This window comes from Paenibacillus sp. FSL R5-0519 (genome assembly GCF_037974275.1).
Lineage (GTDB): Bacteria > Bacillota > Bacilli > Paenibacillales > Paenibacillaceae > Paenibacillus.
Genome location: NZ_CP150234.1, coordinates 1,264,327 through 1,281,398 on the forward strand (window position 1 = coordinate 1,264,327; position 17,072 = coordinate 1,281,398).

General features: G+C 46.9%; 13 protein-coding genes and 1 riboswitch. Of the genes, 10 read left to right on the plus strand and 3 right to left on the minus strand.

The window, feature by feature from the left end:
• Positions 1 to 8: 8 nt before the first annotated feature.
• From MKY73_RS05565 to ptsP, 8 genes are all read left to right on the plus strand, one after another.
• Positions 9 to 596, plus strand: a complete 588-nt coding sequence (locus MKY73_RS05565; protein WP_339306094.1) for an MSMEG_1061 family FMN-dependent PPOX-type flavoprotein — start codon at positions 9 to 11, stop codon at positions 594 to 596.
• 93 nt (positions 597 to 689) lie between these two features.
• The gene (locus MKY73_RS05570) at positions 690 to 1,853 is read left to right on the plus strand and encodes an iron-containing alcohol dehydrogenase (protein ID WP_339306095.1); all 1,164 of its coding nucleotides are present in this window, start codon (positions 690 to 692) and stop codon (positions 1,851 to 1,853) included.
• A 276-nt stretch (positions 1,854 to 2,129) separates the two neighbouring features.
• Positions 2,130 to 2,666: a hypothetical protein gene (locus MKY73_RS05575; protein ID WP_017686844.1), complete on the plus strand. Its 537-nt coding sequence runs from the start codon at positions 2,130 to 2,132 to the stop codon at positions 2,664 to 2,666.
• Positions 2,667 to 2,730: 64 nt separating this feature from the next.
• Positions 2,731 to 4,287 carry a flotillin family protein gene (locus tag MKY73_RS05580; RefSeq protein ID WP_339306097.1) on the plus strand — a complete coding sequence of 519 codons (1,557 nt, stop codon included), beginning with the start codon at positions 2,731 to 2,733 and terminating at the stop codon, positions 4,285 to 4,287.
• Between the two features lie 164 nt (positions 4,288 to 4,451).
• Positions 4,452 to 5,306 carry a PRD domain-containing protein gene (locus tag MKY73_RS05585; protein ID WP_339256945.1) on the plus strand — a complete coding sequence of 285 codons (855 nt, stop codon included), beginning with the start codon at positions 4,452 to 4,454 and terminating at the stop codon, positions 5,304 to 5,306.
• 280 nt (positions 5,307 to 5,586) lie between these two features.
• The gene (gene ptsG, locus MKY73_RS05590) at positions 5,587 to 7,638 is read left to right on the plus strand and encodes a glucose-specific PTS transporter subunit IIBC (RefSeq protein ID WP_253440114.1); all 2,052 of its coding nucleotides are present in this window, start codon (positions 5,587 to 5,589) and stop codon (positions 7,636 to 7,638) included.
• Positions 7,639 to 7,715: 77 nt separating this feature from the next.
• Positions 7,716 to 7,991 carry an HPr family phosphocarrier protein gene (locus MKY73_RS05595; protein WP_036617010.1) on the plus strand — a complete coding sequence of 92 codons (276 nt, stop codon included), beginning with the start codon at positions 7,716 to 7,718 and terminating at the stop codon, positions 7,989 to 7,991.
• Positions 7,984 to 9,696 (plus strand): phosphoenolpyruvate--protein phosphotransferase, encoded by a 1,713-nt coding sequence (gene ptsP / locus MKY73_RS05600; protein WP_339306099.1) that lies wholly within the window; start codon positions 7,984 to 7,986, stop codon positions 9,694 to 9,696. Before MKY73_RS05595 ends, ptsP begins: the two co-directional genes overlap by 8 nt.
• Before the next feature lie 212 nt (positions 9,697 to 9,908).
• Here the strand turns inward: ptsP and gcvPB are convergent, their stop codons facing one another.
• The 3 genes from gcvPB to gcvT are packed head-to-tail and all read right to left on the minus strand — an operon-like array spanning position 9,909 to position 13,977.
• On the minus strand, positions 9,909 to 11,492 hold the full coding sequence (gcvPB, locus tag MKY73_RS05605) for an aminomethyl-transferring glycine dehydrogenase subunit GcvPB (RefSeq protein WP_339306100.1): 1,584 nt from the start codon (positions 11,490 to 11,492) through the stop codon (positions 9,909 to 9,911).
• On the minus strand, positions 11,489 to 12,844 hold the full coding sequence (gene gcvPA, locus MKY73_RS05610; RefSeq protein ID WP_339306101.1) for an aminomethyl-transferring glycine dehydrogenase subunit GcvPA: 1,356 nt from the start codon (positions 12,842 to 12,844) through the stop codon (positions 11,489 to 11,491). Before gcvPA ends, gcvPB begins: the two co-directional genes overlap by 4 nt.
• Positions 12,841 to 13,977, minus strand: a complete 1,137-nt coding sequence (gene gcvT, locus MKY73_RS05615) for a glycine cleavage system aminomethyltransferase GcvT (protein ID WP_339306103.1) — start codon at positions 13,975 to 13,977, stop codon at positions 12,841 to 12,843. Before gcvT ends, gcvPA begins: the two co-directional genes overlap by 4 nt.
• 322 nt (positions 13,978 to 14,299) lie before the next feature.
• Positions 14,300 to 14,422, minus strand: a riboswitch (glycine riboswitch).
• A 344-nt stretch (positions 14,423 to 14,766) separates the two neighbouring features.
• Between gcvT and gcvH the strand changes: the two genes are divergently transcribed.
• Together gcvH and MKY73_RS05625 are read left to right on the plus strand one after the other, a co-directional pair.
• Positions 14,767 to 15,159: a glycine cleavage system protein GcvH gene (gcvH, locus tag MKY73_RS05620; protein WP_339306105.1), complete on the plus strand. Its 393-nt coding sequence runs from the start codon at positions 14,767 to 14,769 to the stop codon at positions 15,157 to 15,159.
• Positions 15,160 to 15,578: 419 nt separating this feature from the next.
• Positions 15,579 to 17,036 (plus strand): PTS mannitol transporter subunit IICB, encoded by a 1,458-nt coding sequence (locus MKY73_RS05625; RefSeq protein WP_339306107.1) that lies wholly within the window; start codon positions 15,579 to 15,581, stop codon positions 17,034 to 17,036.
• Positions 17,037 to 17,072 lie beyond the last annotated feature (36 nt).

Genomic DNA, 17,072 nt, shown 5'->3' on the forward strand with positions numbered 1-17,072 from the left:
TTAATATCTTGGAAAAGCAGGCATTGGATATTACGTTGATTACAGATGCTGAGGAACTGCAAGGCATGGTGGGTGAACCGCATGAACATGTGCGTAACAAGGCAATTTCATTTGTGGATTCACATGTTCAGAAATTTTTATCCATGTCACCATTATTTTTCCTCTCCACGTCCGATCATAATGGTAAAAGTGATGTATCTCCACGGGGCGATGGAGCAGGATTCGTAAAAGTGTATGATACATATCGACTCGTTTATCCAGAACGCCCAGGCAATCGAAGGATAGACTCCTTGTTGAACATTCTGTCTGACCCAGGTATCGGTATGCTCTTTCTGATTCCGGGAATGAATGAAGTGCTGCGTATCAATGGTACAGCTTCCATCACCAAGGATGAAGAATTCATTGCGAGCATGGGATGGAGTGGTAAAACCATAGGTGCAGCTGTCATTGTGGATGTGGAAGAGTGTTTTATTCATTGTCCGCGAGCATTCAAACAGGCTGGGTTATGGGCCCATGAAACATGGGTGGACGCTGAGGATTTGCCTTCAACGAGCGAGATGTTTAGAGCACATTTGGAGATTAACGGATTGTTATAAAGTGAGTGGCTATCGATTTGTTTTTCTATAAACGGGGTACTATAATTGGAGTTGCACAAAAAATTCTAAACTCCATTGGAGGCGACAATAGATATGAGATCATTCCAATTCTATAATCCAACCCGTCTGATATTCGGTAAAGGACAACTGGAAGCATTAAAGACAGAAGTACCGAAATACGGTAAACGGGTTCTGCTTGTATATGGTGGCGGCAGTATCAAACGCAGTGGGCTGTACGATCAAGTGATCAGATTGCTTAAGGAAGTTGGAGCAGAAGTGACTGAACTGGCAGGCGTTGAACCTAACCCACGTCTTTCTACAGTGCATAAAGGGGTAGACCTTTGCAAGACGAATAACATTGACCTGATTCTCGCTGTAGGTGGCGGTAGTGTACTGGACTGCTCCAAAGCGATTGCTGTAGGTGCTAAATATGATGGCGACATGTGGGATTTTGCTAAGCGCAAAGCCGTTGCACAAGACGCTCTTCCGCTCGGTACCGTATTAACGATGGCAGCAACGGGTTCAGAGATGAACTCCGGTTCGGTTATTACGAATCAGGATACACAAGAAAAGTTGGGCTGGGGTAGTGCATACTCATTCCCTGCATTCTCCATCCTGGATCCGGTGAATACATACACTGTTCCACTGGACCAAACGGTATATGGTATGGTGGATATGATGTCCCACGTATTGGAGCATTACTTCCATCTGGATGCCAACACACCGGTTCAACTCGGTTTCTGTGAAACGATTCTGCGTACGGTAATGGAAGCAGCACCTCGTCTGGTTGAGGATCTGGAGAACTATGAACTGCGCGAAACGATTCTGTATTGCGGAACGATGGCATTGAATGGTGTGCTGAATATGGGTCTCGCAGGAGACTGGGCAACACATAATATCGAACACGCGGTATCCGCAGTGTATGATATACCGCATGGTGGAGGACTGGCGATCTTGTTCCCGCACTGGATGAAACATAACCTGGATGTCAATGTGGATCGATTCAAACGTCTGGCAATTAATGTATTCGAAGTGAATCCTGAAGGCAAGTCGGACAGACAGATTGCCGAAGAAGGTATCGATGCGCTGAGCCAATTCTGGACATCCATCGGTGCCCCTAACCGTTTGGCTGATTACGATATCGATGATAGCCAGATTGATGTTATGGCTGATAAAGCTATGTTGTTTGGTCCATTCGGTAACTTCAAGAAACTACAACGGGAAGATGTTGTATCCATCTACAAGGCTTCTCTGTAACTCTATAATCACATACAAGTGAACGGACACATCCTGCTGTCCAAAAACCGCAAGTCTCCTTTATGGGGGCTTGCGGTTTTTCTATGTGTTGGATGCGTACGCGAATGATGGAGGATCTTGAAGCATGAAGTAAAGATTGTCGTGATAATACCCATTATCGGCTCCAGAATACATTTGAGGAAAGATTTTGAAACATTTTGATGTTAGCTACGTATTTATTTACATGTGGAATGCCCAGTTAGTATGAATTTGCAGCAGAGAGAGGAGGAACAGGGGATGGAGACGATCTATTGGGGGTGTCTGATCGGAGGAGCCATATTTGCGGTTGTCAGCCTGGTGCTGGGTGACTTGATTGACGGCTTGCTGGACGGGGCTTTTGAGATGCCAGGTCTTGATTTTTTCAAACCCGTTGTGTTAGCTGGTTCCATTACAACCTTCGGTGGGGCAGGCATTATGCTGACACGTTACAGTTCATTAAGTGCGATGTCGGGTCTAATATTATCCCTGCTTATAGGTATTGCTGCAGCCATGCTGGTATTCTTCGCATATATCAAACCGATGCGTAACAGCGATGTCTCAATTGCATTTTCAATGAAAGAGTTATCTGGGAAAATTGGGGAAATTACCATTCCGGTACCGGAAAAAGGTTTTGGTGAAGTAATGATCCGCTTTGCATCCGGCAGTACGATTCAAACGGCATCCAGTTTTGAACACCTCCCCATTGCGGCGGGAGCCCGTGTTGTTGTTGTGGATGTTGTAGATGGCGTACTGCGTGTGTCGGAATGGGATGAAAATGTACTTAAAGATTTATAAAGTATTCTTGTCACCTAAGTAGTTTTAAGCACTCATCATGAATGAATAAGGGGAGAGATGTGGAATGGAAAGTTTGAATTTGAATTGGGATGTATTGTTGATTCCTATAGTTGTGGTTGCTGTAATACTGATTCTGGGATTGGCTTTCTGGGCGAGATACAAAACGGTTGGACCGGATGAAGCGATGATCGTTACGGGATCATTCCTGGGTAGCAAAAATATCTCTGATGATGATTCTGGCCGAAAAATTAAGATTGTCCGTGGTGGCGGTGCATTTATCCTGCCGGTATTCCAGCAATCCGAATTTATCTCCTTGTTGTCCCACAAGCTGGATGTCTCCACACCTGAAGTGTATACGGAGCAGGGTGTTCCGGTTATTGCTGACGGTGTCGCTATTATCAAGGTTGGAGGCGCTGTAGAGGACGTTGCTACGGCAGCTGAGCAATTTATCGGTAAACCTGTAGAAGCGCTGAGAAGCGAAGCACAGGAGGTACTGGAGGGGCATTTGCGGGCCATCCTCGGTACAATGACGGTAGAAGAAGTATATCGGAACCGGGATCGGTTTGCGCAAGAGGTTCAAGGCGTAGCCGCTAGAGATCTGAAGAAAATGGGACTGCAAATTGTTTCATTTACCATCAAGGACGTACGTGATAAACAGGGCTACCTGGATGCCCTCGGTAAACCGAGAATTGCTGCTGTGAAGCGTGATGCAGAAATTGCTGAAGCGGAAGCGATGCGTGATGCACGTATTCAAAAGGCCAATGCGGAAGAGCAGGGGCAAAAAGCAGAGTTGCTGCGGGATACCAATATCGCCGAGGCAGCCAAAGAGAAGGAACTGAAAGTAGCCACATTTAAGCGGGATCAGGATACAGCCAAAGCGGAAGCCGATCAGGCGTACCATATCCATGAAGCACGTGCTAGACAAACCGTAGTTGAAGAGGAAATGAAGGTTGAACTCGTTCGTAAGGAGCGGGAAATTGACATTCAGGCCAAGGAAATCATCGTACGTGAGAAGCAATATGACGCCGAAGTGAAGAAAAAGGCAGAAGCAGATCGTTATGCAGTAGAGCAGGCTGCCGAAGCAGACAAAGCAAAAAGAATGCGCGAAGCAGATGCAGTACAATACTCCATCGAGACACACGCCAAAGCAACAGCGGAACAGAAGCGACTTGAAGGTCAGGCTATGGCGGATGCTGAACTTGCAAAAGGTACAGCGGACTCCGAAGTTATTCGTTTGAAGGGACTTGCAGAAGCAGAAGCGAAGGAAAAACTGGCTGAGGCGTTCCAAAAGTTTGGCGAAGCGGCTGTACTCGATATCATTGTCAAAATGCTGCCTGAACTGGCTGGTAAAATTGCAGAGCCAATTGCTTCTATTGATAAACTGACGGTGGTAGATACAGGTAAGGGTGAAGGTGCCACACGAGTGAGTAACTATGTTACCGAACTTATGGCGACGGCTCCAGAGATGCTTAAGAGTGTATCCGGCATTGATGTAGAGCAGCTGATTAAAGGCCTTACCAAGTCCAAAACACCTGCGCCAGTTACCATTCAACAGAGCGAGGCGGTTACAACTCCTTCTATAATCGATAAGATTGTGGAAAGAGCTGGAGTTGACGAGTAAGAAACACGTGGAATGTTACATGGTTGCTCTATTGACCTTAAGGCGAATTTTTGTTACTTTTTAAGCGAGACGTCCGGCGCGGTTTGCCCGCTCCGGGTGTCTTTTCGTTCGTAACAGGGTGTGACTTATCGCACCTAAGATGGTGTGAAAAAGAGGTGCAAACAATGAGCAGCCTGCATGTAGATAAAGCGCTAAATAATAATGTAATCATTGCACAGCATCCTGAACACGGGGAAGTCGTTGTTATTGGTAAAGGCATTGGCTTTAACCGAAAGCCGAGTGATCACATTCCATTGATGGCTGTGGAGAAAATGTTCATTTTGAAAAACCAGCAGGAGCAAGAGCAGTACAAACAGCTTCTTCCACAGGTGGATGAAGCACTGATCGAGATTATTAACGAAGTTATTACGTATATTGCAGAGCGTACAGATGTTCCTCTGAATGAACATATCCATATTGCATTAACCGATCACATTTCTTTCGCGTTAAAACGCAAAGAGCAGGGTATTGTCATACAAAATCCATTTTTATATGAGACTCGCGAGATTTATCCGGAAGAATATCGAATGGCAGATTACGCCATTCGTCTGATCAAAGAGAGAATGGGTGTAGATCTCGGGATGGACGAGATTGGTTTTGTTGCGCTCCATATCTATAGTGCAATGACCAATCAAAATATATCCCAAGTACGTGAGCATTCTCAATTGATCACTGATTTGGTGAACCTGGTGTCTAATCAACTGGATTATTCGTTTGAAACGGAATCGCTTGATTACTCTCGTTTGCTGACTCATCTTCGTTTCGCTCTTGAGCGTGTTCGCCGTGGAGACAAAGTGGAAGAGCTTCATAAGTTGGATTCCCTGCTGAAGTTGGAGTATCCCGAAATGTACTCGCTTGCATGGAAACTGACCAAAGTGATGGAGAAAAGACTGAATCTGCCTGTTTATCCTGCAGAGGTAGGTTATCTAACCATTCACCTGCAACGGCTGAATCAACGGAAAGAAGAAGAGGATAAGTGACCAGTGAAGGAATGACGGATTGATTTTTTTGGTGTAAAGGCTTGCAATAGATTAGAACTGGTGCTACAATGGTGTCCGTAATCAAGCAACTGAATAAACATAAGCGACGTGTTACTGACTCGATCAGGCATGAGTTAATTTGAGTGTGATTGTTCTTACCTTATACAGGGTATGCTATACCCGAAGGTTGGCACAGTTCACTTTATTAATTCATGCCTTTTTTTGTGTTTCCTTGCTTGCATCACGACATATAACTTAGACGAAAGGGAGATACGACGCGATGTTTAAAAAGCTTTTTGGTGTATTGCAAAGAGTAGGTAAAGCTCTTATGTTGCCTGTAGCCATTCTACCTGCGGCAGGATTGCTGCTTGGAATCGGTAACATGCTGGTTAATCCAGATTTCTTGCAATATGTAACGGCGCTCGACACCCCTTGGGTGAACTCGATCGCAACAATTATGATGAACGCAGGTCAGATCGTGTTCGATAATCTGGCATTGCTGTTCGCCGTCGGTGTAGCCGTCGGATTGGCTGGTGGCGAAGGGGTTGCGGGTCTTGCAGCCATCATCGGTTATCTGGTCATGAACGTCACACTGGGTACAGCCGTAGGGGTTACACCAGCAATGATCGGCGAAGTACCGGGTTATGCCAGCATTCTGGGTATCCCAACATTGAGTACAGGCGTATTCGGAGGTATTATCATAGGTATTGCCGCCGCGCTCTGTTACAATCGATTTTTCAAAATTGAACTGCCGTCCTACCTGGGTTTCTTTGCAGGTAAACGATTTGTTCCGATTGTTACTTCGGTTGTTTCCCTCTTGCTGGGGTTAGTTCTGGTGATTATCTGGCCACCAATTCAAAATGGATTGAATGCTGTGTCTCACTTCATGGTCGATACAAGCCCGACATTGTCGGCATTTATCTTCGGTGTTGTGGAACGGTCATTAATTCCGTTTGGTCTTCACCACATTTTCTACTCCCCATTCTGGTTTGAATTCGGTGAGTATGTGAACAAAGCTGGAGATGTCATTCGTGGTGACCAGCAAATCTTCTTCAATCAATTGCGTGATGGTGTTAACCTCACAGCGGGAACATTCCAAGTTGGTAAATTCCCGTTCATGATGTTTGGTTTGCCAGCGGCCGCTCTTGCGATGTACCATGAAGCAAGACCGGAACACAAAAAGTATGTCGCAGGTATCATGGGTTCAGCTGCGCTGACCTCTTTCCTGACAGGTATTACAGAACCACTTGAATTCTCGTTCCTGTTTGTAGCACCAATCCTGTTTGCAGTACACTGTATCTTTGCAGGTTTGTCTTTCATGACCATGCAAATTCTGGGTGTGAAGATCGGTATGACCTTCTCCGGTGGGTTCATTGACTTCCTGATCTTTGGTATTATTCCAAACCGTACACCATGGTGGGACGTTATTATTGTCGGATTGATTCTTGCGGTAATCTATTACTTCGGTTTCCGGTTTATCATCCGCAAATTCAATCTCAAAACACCAGGACGTGAAGATGCAACGCCTGAAACCGAATCTGGTGGAGGCTCCGGTTCAACGGATGATCTGCCCCATAATATTCTCGAAGCTTTCGGTGGCAAGGAAAATATCAAACATCTGGACGCTTGTATTACTCGTTTGCGGATTGAAGTTAATGAGAAATCCAATGTGAAAAAAGATCGTTTGAAACAATTGGGTGCATCTGGTGTGCTTGAAGTGGGTAATAATGTTCAAGCCATCTTCGGAACACGTTCCGACACAATCAAATCTCAAATGCAGGATATTATTGCAGGACGAACACCAGCACCAACGCCAGTAGCAGCCAAACCAACTCCTGAAGAGGAGAAGGCACAAGGTGAGCAAGGCGAGCGTATCGTTGCTGAGGACATCGTCATGCCAGTCAATGGTGAGTTGATGGACATTACGAATGTACCTGATCCAGTATTTGCTGAGAAAATGACAGGTGATGGATTCGCAATTTTGCCACATGATGGTACAATAACTTCTCCTGTGTATGGTAAAGTGTTTAATGTATTTCCAAGCAAACATGCCGTGGGCATCATGTCCGACGGAGGCAAGGAAGTGCTTGTTCATATAGGTGTCAATACGGTGAAGCTGAAGGGTCAGGGCTTTAACGTACTGGTACAGGAAGGTGATCTGGTATCGGCGGGTCAGCCGATTATGGAAGTGGATCTGGAGTATGTGAAAGCAAACGCTCCATCCATCATTTCGCCAGTTATTTTCACCAACCTGCCAGAGGGCTCCACGGTAACCCTGAAGAAGAGTGGAGTACTCAAAGTTGGCGATCAGCCAATCATTGAGATAAAATAAGAAGTGTTACGACGATGGCAAGCAAGTGTAAATATATGCAATGCCTAAACCAAACTACTGAAAGTGAGATGATTGTAATGCAACAAACATTCAGAATTACAGACGAAGATGGTATCCACGCACGTCCGGCGACAGCCCTGGTTAATACAGCAAACAAATTCAAAGGTGCAGAATCCTTTGCAGAAGCTAACGGTAAAAAAGTAACGTTGAAATCCATCCTGGGTGTTCTTTCCCTCGGATTGGAACAAGGCGACACCATCAGCATTATCGTTGAAGGCGAAGGCGAAGCTGAAGCTCTTCAAGCTTTGACTGACGTTATGGTTAACGAAGGGTTGGGCGAAATTAATGCTTAATGTCTCCGGGATCGCGGCTTCGGCGGGTATTGCTATCGCCAAGGCGTTTATCTTGGAGCATCCTGACTACTCTGTAGAAAAACGCCAAATTAACGACGTTGACGCAGAGATCGCAAAACTTGACTCAGCTCTGGGTAAATCCCAGGCTGAGCTTGAGGCGATCAAAGAGCGTACTTTACAAGAGCTTGGCGAGAAAAAAGCTGAGATTTTTGCTTCGCATTTGCTCATTCTGAATGACCCGGAACTGATTGATCCGGTTAAAGCTAGAATTGCAGATGACATGATCAATGCAGAATTTGCTTTGAACGAAACGGCATCGCAATTTATCTCCATGTTTGAGAACATGAAGAGTGCATACTTACAGGAACGTGCAGCAGATATGCGTGACGTTACCAAACGTGTGCTAAATCACTTGCTTGGTATCGACTTCATGAGTCCGGCTGAGATCAATGAAGAAGTGATCGTGCTTGCGGAGGATCTGACGCCTTCGGACACGGCTCAATTGAACCGCCAATTTGTTAAAGGTTTTGCAACCAACATTGGTGGACGTACTTCTCACTCGGCGATCATGGCTCGCTCTCTTGAGATTCCGGCTGTCGTTGGGACCAAGGACATCCTGGCTCAAGCGAAACAAGGTGATATGATCATCGTTGACGGTCTGGATGGTCACGTGCTGGTTAACCCTACGGACGAAGTTGTTGCTGAATACCGTGCCAAACAGGAACAGTATGATGCACAACGTGCAGAGTGGAGAAAACTGCGTGATGAGCCAACAGTAACCGTGGACAACGTTCATGTTGAACTTGCAGCCAATATCGGTACACCAAATGATGTAACGGGTGTTCTGGAGAATGGCGGCGAGGCTGTAGGCCTGTACCGTACCGAGTTCCTGTACATGGGTAGAGACAAGCTTCCTTCCGAAGACATTCAGTATAATGCTTACAAAGCGGTACTGGAAAAAATGGAAGGCAAACCTGTTGTTGTTCGTACACTCGACATCGGTGGAGACAAAGAACTTCCATATCTGGACTTGCCAAAAGAAATGAATCCATTCCTCGGTTTCCGCGCAGTTCGTCTGTGTCTGGACCGTCTGGATATCTTCCGTACACAATTGCGTGCATTGCTGCGGGCAAGCGTACATGGAAACCTGCGTGTCATGTTCCCAATGATCGCAACACTGGGTGAATTCCGTGAAGCAAAAGCTGTCTTGCTCGAAGAGAAAGAGAAGCTGGTTGCTGAAGGTATTGCTGTTTCTGACAGCATTCAACTCGGAATCATGGTCGAAATTCCTTCGACTGCAGTTCTCGCGGATCAGTTTGCCAAAGAAGTGGATTTCTTCAGTATCGGAACGAACGATCTGATTCAATACACTATGGCTGCAGACCGTATGAACGAACGTGTATCGTATCTGTACCAACCTTACAACCCGGCCATTTTGCGTTTGGTTAAAATGGTTATCGATGCAGCGCATCGTGAAGGCAAATGGGTTGGCATGTGTGGTGAGATGGCAGGAGACGAAACAGCAATTCCATTGCTGCTCGGTCTTGGATTGGATGAGTTCAGCATGAGCGCAACCTCCATTCTGCCAGCTCGTAGTCAGATCACCAAGCTGTCCCGTGCGGATATGCAAGAACTGGCTGCTAAAGCTCTGGATATGCAAACGGCTGAACAAGTCGTTGAATTGGTTCAAAGCATTCAAGCATAATGTAATTTTACGGGGTTTCCACCCGATTTTAAGGGTTTCTTTTTCCGATAAAAAGCTGCAGTCGTGCAGCAATTTTGCCGATATCCGCGATTCATTGTGGATATCGGCTTTTTTTGTTATGAGCGGGATAATATGATTCGGAGGGAAGGCAATTCGAAAAGCTCTTGCTGATTGGAATGTCAGCAAGAGCTTCTGTGAGAACAATGATTGGATTAACTGCAAGCGCAGTTCAGTACAGGTTTACGAGCTGCTGTTGTTTCATCCAGACGAGTGACCGGTGTTCCGTAAGGTGCGTTGAGTACCAACTCTGGTGTCTCTTCCGCTTCTTTGGCAATCCGTATCATCGTATCAATAAACCCATCCAGTGTTTCTTTGCTTTCGGTTTCCGTCGGCTCGATCATGATGCATTCCTCAACGTTGAGCGGGAAGTACACCGTTGGCGGATGATATCCAAAATCAAGTAATCGTTTGGCAACATCCAGTGTACGCACACCATACTGCTTCAATCCCCGACCAGACATGACGAATTCATGTTTACATACCCCTGGATACGGAATCTCGTAGTAAGGTGCGAGACGGGCCATCATATAGTTGGCATTCAGTACCGCACACTCAGATACACGGCGTAAGCCTTCCGGTCCATAGGTGCGAATGTAGGCATAGGCACGTACCAAAATACCGAAGTTGCCATAATACGCTTTGACCCGGCCAATGGATTGATCTCCTTCACGGTCCAGTGAATACACACCATCATCATTCTTGATCACCATTGGTTTAGGCAGGAACGGGATCAGACGGCTCTTCACCCCGACGGGTCCGGCACCAGGTCCACCACCGCCATGAGGCGTGCTCATCGTTTTGTGCAAGTTCAGATGCACCACGTCAAAGCCCATATCACCCGGACGGGTAATGCCCATAATGGCATTGGAGTTCGCGCCATCGTAGTACAACAAGCCACCAGCTTGGTGTACGATGGATGCAATCTCCTGAATGTCTTTCTCGAACAAACCAAGTGTATTCGGGTTTGTCAGCATCAATGCTGCTGTATCCGAACCAACGGCTGCGCGAAGTGCATCGAGATCAACCAGTCCGTCTGCACGGGATGGAATCGTCACAGTCTCAAATCCTGCAACGGTTGCACTTGCCGGGTTGGTCCCGTGAGAAGAATCGGGCACGATGACTTTGGTACGTTGTTCACCACGACTTTCGTGGTAGGCACGAATCATCATAAGTCCAGTCCATTCTCCGTGGGCACCAGCGGCTGGTTGCAGGGTTACCGCATCCATGCCTGTCAGCCCCGCAAGGTCATTTTGCAATGTATATAACAGTTCAAGTGCACCTTGAATGCTGGATTCATGCTGATAAGGGTGGATTTTGGCGAAACCATTGTAACGTGCAACATCCTCATTAATCTTCGGATTGTATTTCATCGTACAAGAACCCAGCGGATAAAATCCGTTATCTACACCGAAATTACGACGGGACAGCGCAGTATAGTGTCTGATAACATCTACTTCGAATACTTCCGGCAGTGCCGCTACTTCCGAACGGAGCATTTCCCGGGGAATCAACGTATCAACAGCCTGACGAGGAACGTCACATTCCGGCAGGGAATAAGCGACACGTCCAGGGCTGCTGAGTTCAAAGATCAATGATTGTTCCGGAGCAGGAGATAAGGTCTGTGCGCTGAATGTTGTAGCTGTCTCAGATTGAGCCGGAGTGGAGACAGAGGCACCCATATCAGATTGTCCTGGTCCTTGTATCGATGTTGTCGTTGTTGTCGTTTCCTGAGTCACAGCGATCCCTCCAATACTCGTGCGAATTCGTCGATCTCTTCTTTGCTGCGTCGTTCGGTAACGGCGATTAGCATATGTCCGGCAAGCTCCGGATAATCACGTCCAAGTTCATAGCCGCCAATAAAGCCCGCATCCAGCAGTTTTAGTTGAAGGGCATCGATGTCAGTTCCTTCAGGCAGCTTAATCACAAATTCATTAAATGTTGGCGCCTTAAACGTCAGGCTAACACCGGAAATCGCAGTTAATGTATTTAGGGTGTAATGACTCTTTTGCAGATTCAGATCCGCGACATCGATCATGCCTTGTTTACCCATGATGGACATATATACAGATGCGCTGAGCGCAAGCAAAGCCTGGTTGGAACAGATGTTGGATGTCGCTTTTTCGCGGCGGATGTGCTGTTCACGTGCTTGCAGTGTGAGTACAAATCCACGTTTGCCGTTGCGGTCCGTTGTCTGGCCTACAATGCGGCCAGGAATTCGGCGCATGTGAGGCTGGGATACGGCGAAATATCCGCATGTCGGGCCGCCGAGTGAAGCGGCGATGCCGAGGGGCTGTGCATCACCAACGACGATGTCGGCACCCAGCTTGCCTGGGGCTTCCAGCAGACCCAGCGATAGCGGGTTAGCACTTACGACGAGCAGGCCCTTGTGCGCATGCACAAGGTCAGCCGCTTGTTTTACATTTTCCACAGCACCAAAGAAGTTCGGGCTCTGGATCATGACAGCTGCGGTATCATCCGATATGGCGGCTTGCAGGGCATCCCAGTCCGTGACCCCATCCTTATAACCGATCTCGACAATCTCCAGACGGAGTCCGTGCGCATACGCCTGCAATACCTGACGGGCTTCCGGATGAACGGTACGGGATACGATAAGCTGTTTGCGACGTGTTGCTGCTGCGGCCAGATTACCTGCTTCAGCAAAGGCGGTTGCGCCGTCATACATACTGGCATTGGCTACAGCCATACCGGTTAATTCACAAATGTAGGATTGAAATTCGAAAATGGCCTGTAGTTCACCTTGGCTGATCTCAGGCTGATAAGGTGTGTAGGCAGTGTAGAACTCGGAACGTGAAATGACATGATTGATGACGGAAGGAACATGATGATCATATATGCCTGCGCCGAGGAAGCTGGCGTGTGTTTCGAAATTGGCGTTGGCACCAGCTTGTTTGGACATGTGCCGTGTCAGCGCATATTCATCGAGTTTGGAGGATACGGGCAGCTCGCCCTGATAACGAATCTCCTGAGGAATGTCCTGGAACAGTTCCTCCAGTGAATCCACACCGATGGTTGCGAGCATGGCACTCTGATCCTGTTCTGTCATGGGAATGTAACGGTGCTTGCTCATGCTTGATCAGCTCCTTGAGTAGGTGTCTTTGACGTACGTGTCCGTTTATGAAAAGGGGTCTTTACGACCTCGGCTTTTAGTTTCTTACCTCGAATCTCAATCTCAAGTGGGGTTCCGAGCGCAGCGTATTTGCTGTCGATGAGGGCAAGCCCCAGATTACGCTTCAATGTAGGTGATTGCGTGCCTGTTGTTACTTCACCAATCTGTACGCCTTCTGCGTAAATCGGATAGTGGGGGCGGGGGATACCGCGCTCCAGCACTTCGATGCCAACCAGTTTGCGGGCTGGCCCGTCATTTTTTTGCTGTAACAAGGCTTCGTGTCCGATAAAAGGTCCGGCATTTAACTTCACAAACATGCCAACACCAGCTTCAAGCGGAGAGATGGTTGCCGACAATTCCTGTCCATACAGGGGCAGCCTAGCTTCAAAGCGCAATGTATCCCGGGCACCAAGTCCGGTTGGCACCAGTCCGTGACCTTCGCCGGCTTGCATTAATCCGTTCCAGACGGTAGCGGCCTGATCTGCTGGAATATATAGTTCAAAGCCATCTTCACCGGTATAACCGGTACGGGACAATAGCAATTTCACTCCACATACTTCGGCATTCTGCACAAAACGAAACGGTTCAATAGCCGATACATCCGTTTCGGTAACTTTTCCGATAATATCCACAGCCAGTGGACCTTGCAGGGCAAGTAGCGCCGTCTGCTCCGAATCGTTGGTCATGTTTACGCCAGGGATCAAGTGCTCTTGCAGCCACGCCCAGTCCTTGTCGATATTGGAGGCGTTAACGACGAGCATATAATGCTGATCTTCCAGCTTATACACGAGCAGATCATCCACCACACCACCATCTGGATAACACATCAGAGTGTACTGGGCTTGACCGGGAACCAGCGTGGTCACATCATTAGTCATCATTTGTTGCAAAAATGTTTCAGCCTGCTCCCCCAGTACCGTGAATTCGCCCATATGGGATACATCGAACAGTCCAGCACGCTCACGCACCGCTTCATGTTCTTTCTGGATTCCGCTGAATTGCACCGGAAGCTCCCAGCCTCCAAAATCAATGCACCGTACGCCTTCGTATTGCTGATACAGGGGAAAGAGTGGTGTTCTAAGCAAATCGGACATCAAATCACCTCGTCATGGGCCGTCAACCGGCCGAATATGCAATCGTGGATCAATGAACCAGGGTATTTTTTAATTTTTCAGCTAGAAGTCATTCGTAGATAAGTATGGTAAGGCAGCTATGGCAGCGCCGATTGAAATCCTGTTTTTCGTTTTTTTGGGAAAAAGGAAAAGGACAGGCCAAAGAATCGGCATGCCAAGTAGCACGCTGTATTCTAAGGCTCTGTCCCTTGTACCTGAGAGTTACCCCGCTGTATTGTACAGCAGGTTTCCCCTTGGGTGATCATAACGCCTGTTCAGGGCGAATAGATGCTCTCCAGAGTTGCGTCCCGTAAAAGTCCTTTTGCCTGAGAGATTCACCCCCGCTTATCGGTGGTTTACTCCTTCGGCGTTACCTCATGTACATCCCGAATCGGGTGTCACGGGTAATCTCTCCCTTTACATTCATCCGCGGGTATAACATAGTCCAATAAACACATTTACTCTCCTCATTAAAACGTGAATCCACTACTGATGTCAAGAACGATATCATTGATAATGGAGAAAAACCGAATGTTTAATATATTTTAAACGATATTGTTCGTGTATCCAAAAAGACTACGCTTACTATTCTAGTTTTCACCAGTATATGTAGAAAGAGTGTATTTAGGTTACGGTTTGGGGAGGCCGTTATCAAATAAATTGTGAGGTATCTTGACATTTGAATCCGAAATATCATACGCTATGTTCTGGGAAAAAGGTTAAGGTCAAAGAACGCATGCACTCATTTAATGAAAAGCGAGGCGGATATCGATGAGCGAATTGAGAAGTGATTTCCTGTACAGTGAAGAGCACGAATGGGTGCAAACCGTAGGGGAGGATACTGTACGTATTGGCATTACCGAGTTCGCGCAGCATCAGCTGGGTGACATTGTGTTTGTGGAATTGCCTGACCTTGAGACCAATGTAAAAGCAGAAGATAGCATTGGAACGATTGAATCGGTCAAAACGGTGTCAGACTTGTTTTCTCCAGTCACAGGTTCAATAATTGCGGTCAATGATTCATTGCAGGATTCACCAGAACTTGTGAACAGCTCTCCTTACGAGGAAGGCTGGATGATTGAGATTCGTGTTGAGGGAGATCTGACAGCAGCATTGTCTACATTGATGAATGCAGACGCGTATCGTAAACATACGGAAGAATAGGATCAACGTACTTGTACTTATTAACATATATTTTATAACCAAATAAAATGAGCTTCATATTGTTTCGACCTGTGTGAGCCTGATGCTTGCACAGGTTTTTTCTGTTTTCCAAGAATGATGTTGAATGAGGGTTCAAGCAGATTGTGGATGTAAATCACCTGATTGGACCAAGCTATAGGGTAGAAAATGTTGTTGGAAATGACAAAAGTCATAGGCAAGAAAAGCCTTGTGTACCAATGGTTTCAGCCATTATGCATCGATTAAAACGATTACATAACCTAATGTTGTCATCATTGTTCATGACGAAAGTACGCTTTCATTTCATTGAACAGGAGAGCATTCTCGCTTAGGATTACAGCAGGGGAGAAATGATACCCCTTTCATAAATCATAATCACTTGATCCAAGGAGGATAATACAATGAGTAATTTGGACCAATCGTCCAATTCCAAAGGTGGGCTACGGGTAGGTGTGCAGCGTTTTGGCCGATTCCTGAGCGGTATGGTCATGCCGAATATGGGTGCATTCATCGCCTGGGGATTAATTACGGCCATGTTTATTCCAACAGGCTGGTTCCCTAACGAGACGCTTGCACAGCTAGTTGATCCGATGATCAAATATTTGCTGCCACTCTTGATTGGTTACACCGGGGGTACAATGGTGCATGGTCAGCGTGGTGGTGTCGTGGGTGCCATTATGACCATAGGGGTCATCGTGGGTAGTGATATTCCGATGTTCCTCGGTGCCATGATTGCCGGACCACTGGCAGCATGGATCATCAAAAAGTTCGATAAATCAATCGAAGGTAAAGTTAAAGCCGGATTCGAAATGCTGGTTAACAACTTCTCAGCCGGTATTATTGGCGGGATCTTGGGGATTTTTGCTCTACTGGGTATTGGGCCAGCTGTAGAAGCGATTAGCAAAATATTGTCTGCCGGTGTGCAAGGTCTGATGAATCTGGGCTTGCTACCGCTGGTCAACCTGATTATCGAACCAGGTAAAGTATTGTTCCTGAACAATGCAATCAACCACGGTATTCTGACACCGATTGCAACCGATCAAGCAAGAGAATTAGGGCAATCCGTATTATACATGCTTGAATCCAACCCGGGTCCGGGACTTGGTATCTTGCTTGCTTACTGTTTCTTCGGACGCGGAATGGCCAAATCTTCTGCACCAGGTGCCGTTATCATTCATTTCTTCGGGGGAATTCATGAGATCTACTTCCCTTACATTCTGATGAGACCGATTCTGATTCTTGCCGCAATCGCGGGTGGCGTCGCAGGTACATTAACATTCATGCTCACCGGAGCAGGACTTGTTTCGGCACCATCACCGGGTAGTATTATCGCGTATTTCTTGTTAACACCAAAAGGTGGATACCTGCCGATGCTCGCAGGGGTGCTTGTAGCAGCAGTCGTTTCATTCTTGATTGCAGCAGTGTTGCTGAAAACGGGTAAACAAAAGGACGAAGATTTGGAGTCCGCATCCAGTCGAATGAAAGACATGAAGAGTCAAGGAACCGTGCCAAACGCAGGCATTACGGCTAATAATCATCGTGAAGCAGACAGAGCTTCAGATAAGGCTTCTTCTACAGTGAGAACAGATGTGAAGAAGATTGTCTTCTCCTGTGATGCAGGCATGGGGTCGAGTGCCATGGGTGCTTCCATTCTCCGCAAGAAGATGAAGGCAGAGGGGATTGACGTTACGGTGACCAATACGGCCATCAGTGATATCCCGCCGGATGCAGATGTGGTAATCACACAACAAATATTAACCGATCGTGCCCGCTCCGTTGCGCCAAACGCAGAACATATATCCATCGACAACTTCCTAAAAAGCCCGGAATACGATGCGCTTGTTGAACGTCTGAAGTAATTGCGCGCAATCGTTTTCCCTGAGCCGGAGGCTGAG

What these genes read in the sequence shown, in the direction of transcription:
- gcvT (WP_339306103.1), bottom strand. Translation starts at nt 13,977, where the DNA reads ATGTCCGATTTGCTTAGAACACCACTCTTTCCCCTGTATCAGCAATAC.
- MKY73_RS05595 (WP_036617010.1), top strand. Translation starts at nt 7,716, where the DNA reads ATGCAACAAACATTCAGAATTACAGACGAAGATGGTATCCACGCACGT.
- MKY73_RS05575 (WP_017686844.1), top strand. Translation starts at nt 2,130, where the DNA reads ATGGAGACGATCTATTGGGGGTGTCTGATCGGAGGAGCCATATTTGCG.
- MKY73_RS05625 (WP_339306107.1), top strand. Translation starts at nt 15,579, where the DNA reads ATGAGTAATTTGGACCAATCGTCCAATTCCAAAGGTGGGCTACGGGTA.
- MKY73_RS05585 (WP_339256945.1), top strand. Translation starts at nt 4,452, where the DNA reads ATGAGCAGCCTGCATGTAGATAAAGCGCTAAATAATAATGTAATCATT.
- ptsP (WP_339306099.1), top strand. Translation starts at nt 7,984, where the DNA reads ATGCTTAATGTCTCCGGGATCGCGGCTTCGGCGGGTATTGCTATCGCC.
- MKY73_RS05580 (WP_339306097.1), top strand. Translation starts at nt 2,731, where the DNA reads ATGGAAAGTTTGAATTTGAATTGGGATGTATTGTTGATTCCTATAGTT.
- gcvH (WP_339306105.1), top strand. Translation starts at nt 14,767, where the DNA reads ATGAGCGAATTGAGAAGTGATTTCCTGTACAGTGAAGAGCACGAATGG.
- ptsG (WP_253440114.1), top strand. Translation starts at nt 5,587, where the DNA reads ATGTTTAAAAAGCTTTTTGGTGTATTGCAAAGAGTAGGTAAAGCTCTT.
- MKY73_RS05570 (WP_339306095.1), top strand. Translation starts at nt 690, where the DNA reads ATGAGATCATTCCAATTCTATAATCCAACCCGTCTGATATTCGGTAAA.
- gcvPA (WP_339306101.1), bottom strand. Translation starts at nt 12,844, where the DNA reads ATGAGCAAGCACCGTTACATTCCCATGACAGAACAGGATCAGAGTGCC.